This window comes from Streptomyces sp. NPDC005955 (genome assembly GCF_042871255.1).
Classification (GTDB): Bacteria; Actinomycetota; Actinomycetes; order Streptomycetales; family Streptomycetaceae; genus Streptomyces.
Window position 1 is genome coordinate 227931 of the sequence record NZ_JBIAIF010000008.1, and the last position, 13224, is coordinate 241154.

Below are 13224 nucleotides of genomic sequence, written 5' to 3' on the forward strand. Positions count from 1 at the left end.
CTGTCCCGCCGGTCTGTTCGGTTCCATGGCCTGGCCAGTATCTTGTAGCCGCTTCCCGAGATCTCATCAGTCACACGCTGCCGAGCGTGCCCACGTCGTGCCCGGAAATGGGTTGGCCCAGCTGGAGGAGTTCGGATGATCGGGACATCGCCGGGTACGCGATCGAGGGACACGTCACCGACGTTCGTGCCGGTCGACCAGGTGGCCGAAACGCGCCTCGTGCGGGTCGCCGGCTCCTGTCCCGACCACGTCAGCGCGCTCGCGCAGTGTCCGGACGACCTCCCGCCGATCCTCGTGCACCGGCCGACCATGCAGGTGATCGACGGCGTGCACCGTCTGCGCGCGGCCAAACTGCGCGGGGACGCCACCATCGGGGTGCGGTTCGTCGACGGCACCGAGGAGGACGCGTTCGTGTTGGCCGTGAGCATCAACGTGACCCAGGGGTTGCCGTTGACGCTGGCCGACCGCACCGCCGCCGCCTCCCGGATCCTCTCGTCGCACCCGCACTTATCGGACCGTCTGATCGCGTCGACGGCCGGGGTGTCCACCAAGACGGTGGCCGCGATCCGGCAGGGTTCAACCGGGGAAATGACTCAGTTGAACGCCCGCCTCGGCCGCGATGGGAAAGTGCGACCGCTCGATGCCTCTCACGGACGCACGATGGCGAGTCAGGCGATTATGAAAAACCCGGATCTCTCCTTGCGGGAGATCGCCCGGATCGCTGGAATATCGGTCGGCACTGCCCGGGATGTCCGGGAAAGAATGCGCCGCGGCGAGGATCCCATTCCGTCGCGGCATCGCCTTTCCGCAGGACAGCGCGCGGAAAAGAACGCACCGGGCGACAACACCGGCGGTGACACCGGCGCCCACAGCACGCCCCGCGCCGAACGGGGCCGCTTCCTGCTCTCGCTGCGCACCGATCCGTCGTTGCGGTTCTCCGAGATCGGCCGCGCGCTCCTGCGGCTGCTCGACGCCAACACCCTCGACGCCGCACAGTGGGACCGCCTCGCCGCAGCCGTCCCCCAGCGCTGGTCACCGGTCGTTGCTGACCTCGCCCTGGACTGCGCGGCCGACTGGTCGGCGCTCGCCTGCCGGGTCCGTGCTCAGGTCCCCGTCAGCGCGTGAGTCCGGCGCGCACGCCACGGCGATCGCCGCCGCCAGTTCGACCACGGCGAACAGCGCGACCACCGGGAGCAGCGTCGAGGAGTCGCCGGTGATCGCGACCGCGATCAGCGGCAAGAAGCTGGAGATGGTGACGCCCACCTGGTAGGTCACGGCGATCGCGGAGAACCGCACCATGGTCGGGAACAGGTCCACCAGGAACGCCGCCAGGGCACCGTAGATCGCGCCGTGCGCGAGGGTCAGCGCGGGGATGAACACCAGGGCGACCAGCACCGGGTCGCCCGAGGACAGCCAGGCGCCCGCCGGGATCATCGCCACCACCGCGACCAGATAGCCGAAGACCATGACCCGCCGGCGGCCGTACCGATCGGACAGCGCGCCGAACACCGGCAGCGTCACGCACTCGGCCAGGGCCGCGATCATCAGCCCGGTCAGCACGGTCGACCGCACCTGAGGCCCGGCCTCCGCCGCGTGCGCCACCAGGAACACGGTGAACATCGCGATGACCGACCCGGTGCCGAGCGAAGCGAGGATGCCGATCACCACACGGCGCGGCCACCGCCGCAGCACCATGAGCACCGGCACCCGGGCGGCGCGGTTCTGCGCCCGGGCACGCAGGAACTCCGGTGTCTCCTCGACCCCCAGCCGGACCCAGATGCCGATGCCGACCAGGACGCTCGATGCCAGGAACGGCAGTCGCCACCCCCAGGTCAGGAAGTCCTCCTCGGGCAGTTTGGAGATCAGCACGAAGGTCAGGTTGCTGCCGAACAACGCCACCGCGAAGCCCATCGCGGGCCAGCTGCTGAAGAAGCCCCGGCGTCCGGGCGGGCCGTGTTCGGTGCTGAGCAGCACCGCGCTTCCCCATTCGCCGCCGATGCCGATGCCCTGCGCGACGCGCAACGTCACCAACAGGACCGGTGCGAGGACCCCGGCCGTGTCGTACGTGGGCAGCAGGCCGATGCCGAACGTGGCGATGCCCATGACGAGCAGCGTCCACACCATCATCGCCTTGCGGCCCACCCGGTCGCCGAAGTGGCCGAACAGCAGGCCGCCCAGCGGGCGCGCGACGAACCCGGCCGCGTAGGTGGCGAACGACGCGAGCACACCGCCGGCGGTCGACGTTCCCGGGAAGAACAGTGGGCCGAACACCAACGCGGAGGCCGTCGCGTACAGGTAGAAGTCGTACCACTCGATGGCGGTGCCGATCGTGCTCGCGACGAGCACCCGGCGGGCCGAACGAGGCGTCGGGGTCGCCCCCGTCTTCACGCGTCCTCATCGGACACGAGGACCCGCCCGCCGAGCTCATGGGGGTCGGCGGCGAGGTCGTAGGCCCACACCTGCCGCCCGTCCGCCTCCCAGATCACCTTCCGCCCGTCCGCCCGCACCGCGTGCAGCGCCTTCAGGTCCGGGTAGTCGTCCGAGGCGGCGGCCCGCTCCTGCGGGAAGTAGGTCTCCGAGTACGCCTCGCGGGACGCCCCGGTGCCGCCCGCGAAGAACTCGGTCAACGGGGCGCCGTCCGACGACCGCGGGTCCAGCCCGAGGTGGTCGAGCACCGTCGGCATGATGTCGACCAACCGCACCTGGCTGTCCACGCTCATCCCCGCCGGCACCCCGGGGCCGCTGATGATCAGCGGCACGTGCTGGGTCGCGTCGAACAGCAGACAGCCGTGGCCCTCCTCGTACGGGTGGCCGAGGTCGCCGGCGTGGTCGTTGGGGTACCACCCGGCCAGGTCCTCGCCGTGATCGGAGAAGCACACCACCAGCATCGAATCGACGTCGTGGCCCATCTCGGCGATGCGGCGCAGCAACAGTTGGACGTAGTGGTCGGTGTAGGCGATCTCGCCCTCGTACGGGTTCGCCACCTCGACGCCGACGTCCTCCGGCGGCTCGTACGGCCAGTGGGCGTCGAAGAAGTGCGCGAACAGGAAGAACGGGCCGGTGCCGTCCAGCGACTGGAGCCAGCGGGTGGCGCGGTCGACCACCACCGGCGCGCGCTTGAGCGCCAGCCCGCGCAGCTTCACGTCGCCGACCGACAGCGGGTCCCGGCCGTCCGGCAGCAGCGGGATCTCGTCGTCGTAGAAGTCGAACCCGCGGTCGATCCCGTACCACTGGTTCAGGCCGGGGCAGGACACCACCGCGCCGGTCGTGTACCCGGCCGCCGACAGGCACTCCGCCAGCGTCGGCACCTGCTTGTCCAGCGCTTCGCGGAAGAGGTGTCTGACCCCGTGGCGGGGCGGTTGGAGCCCGGTGAACACGGTGGCGTGGCTGACCGGCGTCAGGGGGCACGACGAGATCGCCTGCATGAAGCTGACCCCGCTCGCGCGCAGCCGCTCCACGCCGGGGTACTTCCCCGAATAGGCCACGTCGGCGCGCACGGTGTCCAGGGAGATGAACAGGATGTTCGGCTGTGTGGTCACCGGGATTCCTCTGTTTTCGTCGGTCGACGCCAGCGGGACCGAAGGCTAACAACGGGCTCCCCGCGTACGACAAGGACGAACAGTGCGGCGTGAATGAACACCCGTGCCGAACGGCGCACCCCGCCATTACAGTCACCTGGCGGAGCGTCCACCCCCGTGAAACGAGGGAGAATTCACATGGCGCGCAAGTTGTCCCTGGCACTGGAGCTGTACGCCGACGCGAACGGCGGCGTCGACCAGCGCTACATCGAGCAGATGCGCAACCAGGACGCCGAACCGGTGCCTGTCGATCCCACGCTGCCGAGGTTCACCCTCATCGTCGGGCCCTCGCCGTTCACCATGCCGCGCGGGTGGGAGTTCTTCCTCACCTCACCCTACGAGGGTGCGACGTACATCTCGACCGTGCTGCACAACGCCGGGTACCCGGTGCGCATCGTCGACGTCCGCTACACCCCGAACCCGCTCCAGGCGGCGTACGAGCAGATCATCGAAGGCACCGACGTGCTCGGTGTGTGCACGTTCGAGGACAACTTCCCGTTCTGCCGTGCGCTGATGGCGATGGTCCGCGAGTCGCACCCGGAGATACCGATCATCTGCGGCGGCTCGCTGGTCACTTCCGTTCCGGCGGTGTTCATGTCGGACACCGACTGCGACATCGCGGTGATCAGCGAGGGCGAGATCACCATCCTGGAGCTGATGGAGAGTTACGCCCGCGGCTCGTGGAAGCAGGACCTCCCGACCATCAAGGGCATCTGCTACCGGGACGAGAAGGGCAAGGCGCGCCGCACGCCGCCGCGGGGCCAGATGATGGACCTCGACGCGCTGCCCAGGATGCGGCTCGACCTGTGGCCCCAGTCGCGGTCGCCGCTCGGCATGCAGCCGCAGGTGATCTCCTCCTACAGCCGCGGCTGCAAGATGGACTGTTCGTTCTGCTACCGCACCACCCCGCAGGTGCGGGCGAAGTCGCCGGAGAAGATGGACCGCGACCTCGACTGGCTGAAGACCCAGTACGGCGTGGAGTTCTGCTTCTTCGTCGACCTCACGTTCAGCTCGCACCGCGGCCAGACCATCGAGATGTGCGACGTGATCTCCCAGCACGACCTGCGGTGGACCTGTCTGACCCGGTGCGCCGACATGGACGTGCCGCGCATCGACGCGATGCGGGACGCGGGTGCGGACATCATCCTGTACGGCGTCGAGTCGCTGGGCCGCGAGGTGTTGCGCGAGGCCCGCAAGGGCAGCAGCGAGAACCTGACCGTCCGCGCGATGCGCACCACGTTCGACGGCGGCGTGCGGTTCGGCTCGCTGCTCATCGTCGGTCTGCCGAACGAGACCGAGGAGTCCCTGTCGGACATGGTGCAGTTCGCCGAGCAGTACAACCACGTGACCCGGGTGAAGTACCTGTCGGCCATGCCCGGTACGACGGTGTACCAGGACGCGGTGCGGAACAAGATGATCCGCACCGAGATCGACCACCTGAACTGGCTGTCGGTCGAACAGGCGCTGCACGAGGACGAGTTCCTGAACGTGAGCGGGCTGCCCGAGCGGGTGTGCCGGGACGCGTACAAGCGGGTGTACGACGCCTACCAGCCCGGTCCGGTGATGGACTTCCAGCACTGGCCGGAGCACTTCCAGTACTTCCACCCGCAGCCGGCCGACGGCACCGAGCGGTCGACGTCGTACGCCGGGACCGGCTGGCGCACCCAGTGGAGTTCCGCCGCCGCGCCCCTGGTTCCCGGTTCCGAGCGGTACACCTTGGACCAGGTGGCCGACGCGGAGGTGGCCGCGGTCGGGAGCACGCTGATGGACTGCGGCGCGAAGAAGCTCTCGGTCAGGGCCTGACCGGTGTCCCCTCAGGACGGCCCGATCCTGATCATCGGGACCGAGCGCTCCGGGTCGAACCTGCTGCGGCTGGTGCTCGACGCGCACGCGCGGATCGCGGTCCCGCACCCGCCGCACTTCATGCGGTACCTGTCCGGCATCCCGTACGACGGTGACGTCGACGCGATGGTGGGCGACGCGATGAAGTTGCTGCGCCACCACATCCATCCGTGGCCGCACGCGATCGACCGGGCCGCGGTGACCGCGGCCGCCGGCCCGTCGCTGTTCGGGGTGGTGTCGGCGATCTACGACCAGTACCGCATCGCGGAGGGCGCCGCCCGGTGGGGGTGCAAGAGCACGTTCATGGTCGAGCACGTCGACGAGGTGCTCGCCGAACTCCCTCACGCGCGGTTCCTGTGGCTGGTGCGCGATCCCCGCGACGTGGTCGCGTCGGCGAAGCGGGCCGTGTTCGGTTACTGCCACCCGTACCGCATGGCGCTGCGGTGGACGGCCGAACAGGAGCTCGCCCGCGCGGCCCTGGAGCGGTGGGGGCCGACCGTGGTGCACCTGGTGCGGTACGAGGACCTGGTGTCCGCGCCCGACCGGGAGATCCGGGCGATCTGCGACTTCCTCGGCGAGGCGGTCGAACCCGCGATGCTGGCGCACCACCTCAGTGGCAACGCCCGGGTGACCGCGTCGCTGTCGGCGTCCTGGCGCACGGCGGGCGACCCGATCACCACGGCCCGGATCGGCGCCCACCGACGGGGGCTGTCCGACCGGGAGCGCCGGCAGGTGGAGAGCGTGACCGCGCGGGTGATGGAGACGCTCGGCTACCCGTTCGACGAGACCTCGCTGGACGAACCGGCTCCCGGTCCGCTCGGCGTCGCACTGCGCGGCTTCGCGATGCGACTGGCGGTGGAGGCGCGATCGCTGCGCACCGACCGCAACCACTTCCGGCGCTGGCGGCGCGACGCCACCGTCCGCCGACTGCGCCGCCGCGCGACACCGGGCCGCGCCCCGGTCCTGGCAGGAGAGGGCAGATGAACGAAACGGGAAGCGTCCGCACGCACTTCGCCGACCGCGCGAGCACCTACGACCGGTCCAGTTCGTGGTGCACCGACGACGCGCTCGGCACGCTGGTGCTGTCCACGGCCGCGCCCCGGCCGGGCGATGCGGTCCTGGACGTGGCGTGCGGCACCGGACTGGTGTCGAGGTCGTTCGCCGGGCGGGTGCGGCGGCTGGTCGGCGTGGACATCACGCCGGAGATGGCCGAGCAGGCGCGCGACGTGCTCGACGAACTGGTGATCGCCCCGGCGGAGGAGCTGCCGTTCGACGACGGCACGTTCGACCTCGTGGTGTGCCGTCAGGGGATCCAGTTCATGACGCTGCCGGACGCGGTGCGGGAGATGGTGCGGGTGACCCGGCCGGGTGGGCGGGTCGTGCTGACCCATCTGTGCGCCTACGGGGAAGAGGACCGCGACGAGTACTTCGAGATCCTGCGGCTGCGCAACCCGGCCCGGCGGCACTTCTTCCGGCCCGGCGACGTCGAGGACCTGCTCTCCGGCGCGGGCTGCGACCCGGTGCGGTCGCAGCGGTACGTGTCGGTGGAGGACGTGGACGTGTGGTCGGACAACGGCGCGATCGGCGAGGACGCGCGGGAGGCCATCCGGGACCGCTACCGGAAGGCGTCCCCCGCGTTCCGGGCACGGCACGCGGTGGCCGAGGCGGACGGGCGGATCACCGACCACATGCTGTTCGTCGTCGCCTCGGGAACGAGGGTCTGACATGGAACCGGACCAGTCCCTCGCCGACGGCGTGCAGGCCGCGTTCCTCGCCGAGGCGGCCACCGCGGCACGGTACACCTACTTCGCACGGGTCGCCGAGATCGAGGGTCACACCGAGGCCGCCCGGGTGTTCGGCGAGCTCGCCGAGAGCGTGGTGTGCGCCGCCCACGGGCACCTGGACGTGCTGCGCGACCTGTTGGGCGGCGACGATCCGGGCACCGGCCACGCGCTCGGCGACACCCGTCGCCACCTCGCCGCGGCGATCAGCGGCGACCTCGGGGAGGCCACCGAACGCTACCCCGGACTGGCGGGGCGGGCGCACACCGACGGCGTGGCCGATCTGGCGAGCTGGCTGGAGACCCTGTGCACGTTGAAGAAGACGCACGTGGACCGGCTGGAACAGGCCCTCACCGGGCTGACCGAGCCGCGGTTCGCCGGGAACGGAGCGCCATGACCACCGACTACACCGCCGAGGCGATCACCGTCTACTCCGGGCTGGAGGCGGTGCGCCGCAACCCGTCGATGTACATCGGGTCGACCGGCTCGGACGGCGCCCACCACCTCGTACTCGAACTGGTCGACAACGCCGTGGACGAGGCCGCCGCCGGGCACTGCGGCACGATCTCGGTGGAACTGCACGCCGACGGCTCCTGCTCGGTCACCGACGACGGCCGGGGCGTCCCCACCGACCCGCACCCGGAGGCCGGGATCCCGGCGTGTGAGCTCGTGCTCACCACGCTGCACTCGGGGGGCAAGTTCGACCGCTCCTCGTACGCGACCTCGGCCGGGCTGCACGGCGTCGGCCTGGCCTGCGTGAACGCACTGTCGCAGTGGTTGCGGCTGGACGTGTGGCGCGACGGCGCGCACCACAGCCAGTCGTTCGCCCGGGGCGCGATCGAGACCCCGCTCAAGCGGGTCGGCGACAGCGACCGCCGCGGCACCCGGGTGTGGTTCCGTCCGGACCCGGAGATCTTCTCCTCGTGCGTGCTCGACGCGGACCTGGTGCACGCCCGGCTGCTCGACATCGCGTACCTGCACCCGGGACTGCGGGTCGACCTCACCGACCACCGCACCGGGCGGCACGAGTCGCTGTGCGAGACGACCGGGGTGCGGGGCCTGCTCGCGTACCGCGCCCGGGACGCCGAGAAGGTGCACGCCGAGCCGGCCACGATCACCTGGGCCGGGGACGGGTGCGTGATCGACGCCGCCGTCCAGTGGACCGAGGGGTACGCGGAGCAGATCTTCAGCTACGTCAACACCATCCGCACCGACCTGGGCGGCTCGCACGTGGACGCCCTGCGCGCCGCGTTGGCCGGGGTGGTGGCCGAGCACCTCGGCCCGTCCGCGGACAAGATGACCGTGGTCGACATCCTGGAGGGGCTGACCGCGGTGATCGCGATCCGGATCCCGGACGCGCGCTTCGACGGCCAGACCAAACGCACCCTGCGCAACGACGACGCAGGCGACCGGGTGTTCGACGTCGTCACCGAGCAGGCGCGGCAGGCGCTGGCGGCCGACCCGGAGCTGGCCCGCCGCATCGTCGAACGGGCCGTCGACGCGAGTCGGGCCCGGCTCGCCGCGCGGCTGGCCGGGCGGACGGCCCGCTCCCGGACCCGGGCCGTCGAGGTCGACTACGCGGTCTACCAGCGGCAGTTCGGGATCCGCTCGAAGGACTGGCACGACTCGTGCGCCTGGCTCACCGACGACGACCTGCTCGGCAAGCACGCGGAGCTGTGCGCGGTGCCGCCGGACGCGCGGATGCTGGACGTGTGCTGCGGCAGCGGTGTCGTCGGCGGCGCGTTCCGCGGCCGGGTCGGCGAGATGGTCGGGCTGGACCTCACTCCGGAGATGGCCGCGCTCGCCGCGACCCGGCTGGACGTCGTGCACCAGGGCACCGTCTACGACCTGCCGTTCCCCGACGCCAGTTTCGACCTGGTGGTCACCCGGGAGGTGCTGCACCTGCTGCCCCAGCCGGAGCGGCCGGTGTCGGAGATCTTCCGGGTGCTGCGGCCGGGCGGGCAGTTCATCGTCGGGCAGATCGTGCCGTACGCGGACGTGGACGCGTTCTGGATGTTCCGCGTGTTCAAGAAGAAGCAGCCACTGCTGTACCAGATGTTCCGCGAGGAGGACTTCCGGGCGTTGCTCACCGGCGGCGGGTTCACCGACGTACGGATGGAGGAGTACTTCCTGTGGGAGTCGATCGACCGGTGGATCGACACCCACGAGACGACACCGGCGAACCGGCAGGAGATCTACCGCCTCTACTACGACGCGCCGCGCGAGGTACGCGACGCACACCCGTTCGAAGTGTTGCCGGACGGCTCGGTGCGCGACCGGTGGCGTTGGTGTGTGTACTCGGTGCGGAAACCCGACCATGCCTAGCCGCACCGTGGACCGCCCGGTCGCCGAGGTCGTACGCGGGCTGGAGGTGCTGCGGCCGCTACGGGGCACGCCGGTGCCGCACTTCCGGGCGAAGGTACGGGACCTCGTCGTCGTCGCGTCGAGTTCGCGGGGCGGGTCGAGCATGCTCGCCGAGCTGCTGCGGTCCTCGCCGCACCTGCTGCACCTGCGCGGTGAGCTGGGTCCGTTGCTGCGGCTGGTCGGCCTCGACCACCCGCACAGCGGCACCGGGTCCGACGTGCTGGACGCGGCGCACTGGCACCGGCTCCCGCCGGGCTCCCGAGCGTTGTTCGAGGCGGAACTGGCACTGGACGCGGGCTCTCCCGGCACCGGCGTGGAGAACCTCGCGGCGGACGCGGCGTGGCGGCTGGTCGTGCAGTGGCCGGGGCTGGACCTCGACCCCGTCGACCTGGTGCGGACCGCCGAGGCGCTACTGGACCGTGATCTCCCCCGGTTCGCCCGGGCGCTGATCGACATGGCCGGCGTGAACCCGTGGTACTACGACCTTCCCGGACGGTCACCGGGGCCACGGCCGGCCGGGCCGCCCGGTGACGTACTGCTCGAAGAGCCGCCCTTCGTCCTCCCCCGCCCGTGGCGGCCCGCGGACGAACACGACCTCGCCACCAAGCCACTGGTGATCAAGACGCCGGGCAACGCCTACCGACTCGGCTTCCTACGGGCGGTGTTCCCCCACGCGCGCCTACGGGTGCTGCACCTGACCAGGAACCCGGCCGCGTCGATCAACGGCCTGGTCGACGGATGGCTGCACCACGGGTTCCACGCGTACCGGCTGGACGAACCGCTGCGCATCGCCGGATACGCCGACGTGCGACCGGCCGACCGGCACTGGTGGAAGTTCGACCTACCGCCCCGCTGGCCCGCGTACACCGCCGCCGCCCTGCCCCGGGTCTGCGCCCACCAGTGGTGGTCGAGTCACCGTGCGGCGCTCGCGCACGGGCCGGACCACACGGTGCGGTTCGAGGACCTGATCAGCGGCCCGCACGCCCGTGCGGACGCCGTCGAGCGGATCGCGGACTGGCTGGGGGTCCCGTTCGACGGGCCGCTGAAGCGGGCCGCGACCGACGGCATCGCCGCCACCGTGGCCACCGCCGCACCACGCCCCGGCCGGTGGCGGGCGCGGGAGGAGGAGATCCGGTCCGTGCTCAGCGCCGACGTGCTCGCGATGGCGGAGAGGCTTGGTTATGCCCGTGACGACCACTGGATCTGAGCTGAGCACCCACGGCGGCCCGGGATGGGTGCCCCGGACGGCGTCCCACGTGGACGACGTCGCGGCCGGCGACGTGTGGGCACCGTGCGGGTACCGGTCGGAGACGGCCGCGCTGCGGTCGGTGCTGCTGGTCCGCCCGCCGGACAGCATCGCCGCGGTACGACGGCCGGGGGCCTCGCTCATGCTCGGGCCGGTGGACCTCCCGGCGATGCGGGCGCAGTGCGACGCGCTGGCGGACCGCCTGCGGGACGAAGGCGTCGAGGTACACCTGACGTCCCCCGAAGCGGGGCCGAACGCGGTGTTCGCGCGGGACCTGTTCTGGATGACCCCGGCCGGGGCGGTGCTGGCGCGGATGGCGTCGGCGCAGCGGGCCGGCGAGGAACGGCATGCCGCGCTCGCACTGGCCGGGGCCGGGTTCCCGATCCTGCGCACGGTGTCCGGGACCGCCGTGTTCGAGGGCGCCGACGCGCTGTGGATCGACCCGTCGACGGTGATCGTCGGCACCGGGTTCCGCACGAACGCGGCCGGCGCGGCCGAGGTCGCCTCGGCGGTCGCGGAACTGGGGGCGCGGGTGGTGACGGTGCCGCTGGCGCCGGGCGTACAGCACCTGCTGGGCACGGTGGTGTTCCTCGACCCGTCCACCGCCGTCATCCACCGGGCGGCGAGCCCACCGGAGTTGCTGGCGCTGCTCGCCGAGCACGGCTATCGGGTGATCGCGCTGCCGCCGGACGAGGAACTGCTGGTGCGGCGCGGGATGAACCTGCTGGTGCTCGCGCCGGGGCGGGTGCTCATGCCCGCGGGCTGCCCGGGAATCCGGCGGACGCTGGAGCGGGCCGGCATGGCCGTCGACGAGATCGACATCGGCGAGTACCTGCGGGCGGCCGGCGGGATCGGCTGCGTGACCGGGGTGGTGCGCCGTGCACACTGAGGGCCGCCCACCTGGCCGCTCACTGAGCCGGGTACACCGTGGGGTCGTCCAACGGCACCTTCAGCCAAGAGATCATCTGCCGGAGCTGGTGGTACGCCGCGAGCCGCTGCTCGTCGGAATCGGCCTCCTCCGCGGCCGCGATCGGCTCCCACAGGCGCGGCACCATCACCGGCCCGAGTTCGAGCAGGCCGCCGCTGCCGCCGGTGGCCCACTTCGCCAGCACGTACCGGACGATCGCGCCGACCGGGATGTCCAGGTTCCGGGACATCCCGCGCACGGTCTCCAGCGGGTCGAGGAGCCCGTAGTCGACCACCTCGGCCTTGAAGTTGGCATGCGGGTCGTCCGGTGGCCAGCACCGTTCCCACTGGCGCAGCCGAACCTCCGGCGTACCGGTCGCGTCGTAGGCCAGGTCCTCCATGTCGCCATCCATGCCGCCACCCTAAGGGCGGCACCGAGCTTGTCCGACCGGGCAGGGATGAACACCGAAGTCAGGAAAGGAGAACCAGTGAACGACAACCTTCGTGAGGAGCAAGTCGCCCTCGTTCCGACCGACTCGGGCGCCGCGATCAGCGGCACCGCTACGGCCGACGACGAGGCGATCCGTCAGCAGCTGCGCAGCCTCGGCTACCGCATCTGACCCAACCGCCCCGGTCCTCCCGCACGGGCGGGCCGGGGCGTCCCCACGAAGAAGGCCGAGCAGGCCCGCCACGCACGTACCGCGACCGTGACGGTCGACACGCAGCCGCAACCGGGGTGCCCCGGGCGGCTCGCAGGGGTCGTCCGCCCCCCGTCGTCCCGGTCCGTTCCGGTGATCCCGACCGTCCCGGTCGTCCCGGTGATCTGAACGGCGTTCGCCTCGGCGTGCGCTCCCTTCGCGTCGCGCCGCACGCACACCTCCAGCGGTGCCCTCTCCCCCGCTTCCCGGTAGCCGATCACGGCCGCCGCGCGGATGACGCGCGCCCCTTCGCGGGCTGCCCGGTACGGCGCGGCCGCCGGTACCCCCACCCTGGCTCCGTGCCCGGCCGGCCTCACCCCTGACGCCCCGGAACCCCCCTCCGTCGGAGGTCACCGGGGCGGGCGAGCAGGAGTGTTGACCACCCGAAGGCGCGTTGTAGGGTGCGGCGACCGGGAGGCGGCATGGCTGAGACGACCAACCCGTTCGACGACGAGAACGGAGTGTTCTGGGTGCTGCGCAACGACGAGGACCAGCACTCGCTGTGGCCGGAGTTCGCTCCGGTGCCCACCGGGTGGCACGTGGTGCACGGCCCGGACGGCCGGGCGGCGTGCCTGGCCCACGTCGAGGAGAACTGGACCGATCTGCGTCCGGCCTCCCTGCGCCGCGCCATGGACGACTCGTCCGGGTGAGCCACCGGACGGACACCCGGTCTTCACCGTGACGACGGCGGTGGACCGCTTCGTCACCTGCATCGCACTCCACGTCACCTTGCACGGTGCACGGCGTGCACATCGCCCGCGGGAACCTGGCGGCCTGACGGCATAGGGGCAGAACAGTGACTCAGTCCA

14 protein-coding genes are annotated in these 13224 nt (G+C 71.4%); 10 read left to right on the top strand and 4 right to left on the bottom strand.

Annotation, left to right across the window (positions count from 1 at the left end):
- The first annotated feature begins 135 nt into the window (after positions 1 to 135).
- Complete coding sequence (locus tag ACFYOU_RS21230) at positions 136 to 1125, top strand: ParB N-terminal domain-containing protein (RefSeq protein WP_391307527.1); 990 nt, start codon at positions 136 to 138, stop codon at positions 1123 to 1125.
- Here the strand turns inward: ACFYOU_RS21230 and ACFYOU_RS21235 are convergent.
- Positions 1033 to 2388, bottom strand: coding sequence for an MFS transporter (locus tag ACFYOU_RS21235; protein ID WP_391307528.1), 1356 nt, complete (start codon positions 2386 to 2388; stop codon positions 1033 to 1035). The two genes, ACFYOU_RS21230 and ACFYOU_RS21235, sit on opposite strands and share 93 nt — an antisense overlap.
- A complete protein-coding gene (locus ACFYOU_RS21240) occupies positions 2385 to 3539 on the bottom strand; it encodes a sulfatase (protein WP_389763541.1) in 1155 nt (384 codons plus the stop codon). Before ACFYOU_RS21240 ends, ACFYOU_RS21235 begins: the two co-directional genes overlap by 4 nt.
- Before the next feature lie 177 nt (positions 3540 to 3716).
- On the opposite strand from ACFYOU_RS21240, the gene ACFYOU_RS21245 reads away from it, so the two are divergent.
- From ACFYOU_RS21245 to ACFYOU_RS21275, 7 genes are read left to right on the top strand one after another with little or no spacing between them, the layout of a single operon-like run.
- Positions 3717 to 5381, top strand: a complete 1665-nt coding sequence (locus tag ACFYOU_RS21245) for a radical SAM protein (RefSeq protein ID WP_391307531.1) — start codon at positions 3717 to 3719, stop codon at positions 5379 to 5381.
- A gap of 3 nt (positions 5382 to 5384) precedes the next feature.
- Positions 5385 to 6404 (top strand): sulfotransferase, encoded by a 1020-nt coding sequence (locus ACFYOU_RS21250; RefSeq protein ID WP_391307533.1) that lies wholly within the window; start codon positions 5385 to 5387, stop codon positions 6402 to 6404.
- Positions 6401 to 7144 carry a methyltransferase domain-containing protein gene (locus tag ACFYOU_RS21255; protein ID WP_391307535.1) on the top strand — a complete coding sequence of 248 codons (744 nt, stop codon included), beginning with the start codon at positions 6401 to 6403 and terminating at the stop codon, positions 7142 to 7144. Before ACFYOU_RS21250 ends, ACFYOU_RS21255 begins: the two co-directional genes overlap by 4 nt.
- Before the next feature lies 1 nt (position 7145).
- Positions 7146 to 7598, top strand: coding sequence for a rubrerythrin family protein (locus ACFYOU_RS21260; protein ID WP_389763550.1), 453 nt, complete (start codon positions 7146 to 7148; stop codon positions 7596 to 7598).
- Entirely contained in the window at positions 7595 to 9526 is a 1932-nt protein-coding gene (locus ACFYOU_RS21265) for a methyltransferase domain-containing protein (RefSeq protein WP_391307536.1), read from the top strand. Before ACFYOU_RS21260 ends, ACFYOU_RS21265 begins: the two co-directional genes overlap by 4 nt.
- Positions 9519 to 10772 (top strand): sulfotransferase, encoded by a 1254-nt coding sequence (locus tag ACFYOU_RS21270; RefSeq protein ID WP_389763554.1) that lies wholly within the window; start codon positions 9519 to 9521, stop codon positions 10770 to 10772. The genes ACFYOU_RS21265 and ACFYOU_RS21270 overlap by 8 nt, the downstream gene beginning before the upstream one ends.
- On the top strand, positions 10747 to 11700 hold the full coding sequence (locus tag ACFYOU_RS21275) for an arginine deiminase family protein (RefSeq protein WP_391307538.1): 954 nt from the start codon (positions 10747 to 10749) through the stop codon (positions 11698 to 11700). Before ACFYOU_RS21270 ends, ACFYOU_RS21275 begins: the two co-directional genes overlap by 26 nt.
- Before the next feature lie 19 nt (positions 11701 to 11719).
- Here the strand turns inward: ACFYOU_RS21275 and ACFYOU_RS21280 are convergent, their stop codons facing one another.
- Positions 11720 to 12130: a DUF6027 family protein gene (locus ACFYOU_RS21280; RefSeq protein ID WP_389763558.1), complete on the bottom strand. Its 411-nt coding sequence runs from the start codon at positions 12128 to 12130 to the stop codon at positions 11720 to 11722.
- 75 nt (positions 12131 to 12205) lie between these two features.
- Between ACFYOU_RS21280 and ACFYOU_RS21285 the strand changes: the two genes are divergently transcribed.
- Positions 12206 to 12337 (top strand): hypothetical protein, encoded by a 132-nt coding sequence (locus ACFYOU_RS21285; protein WP_389763560.1) that lies wholly within the window; start codon positions 12206 to 12208, stop codon positions 12335 to 12337.
- Here ACFYOU_RS21285 and ACFYOU_RS21290 read toward each other — a convergent pair.
- Positions 12325 to 12732, bottom strand: coding sequence for an adenylyl-sulfate kinase (locus ACFYOU_RS21290; protein WP_391307541.1), 408 nt, complete (start codon positions 12730 to 12732; stop codon positions 12325 to 12327). The genes ACFYOU_RS21285 and ACFYOU_RS21290 overlap by 13 nt on opposite strands.
- 105 nt (positions 12733 to 12837) lie before the next feature.
- On the opposite strand from ACFYOU_RS21290, the gene ACFYOU_RS21295 reads away from it, so the two are divergent.
- Positions 12838 to 13065 carry an MbtH family protein gene (locus ACFYOU_RS21295; protein WP_389763562.1) on the top strand — a complete coding sequence of 76 codons (228 nt, stop codon included), beginning with the start codon at positions 12838 to 12840 and terminating at the stop codon, positions 13063 to 13065.
- Positions 13066 to 13224 lie beyond the last annotated feature (159 nt).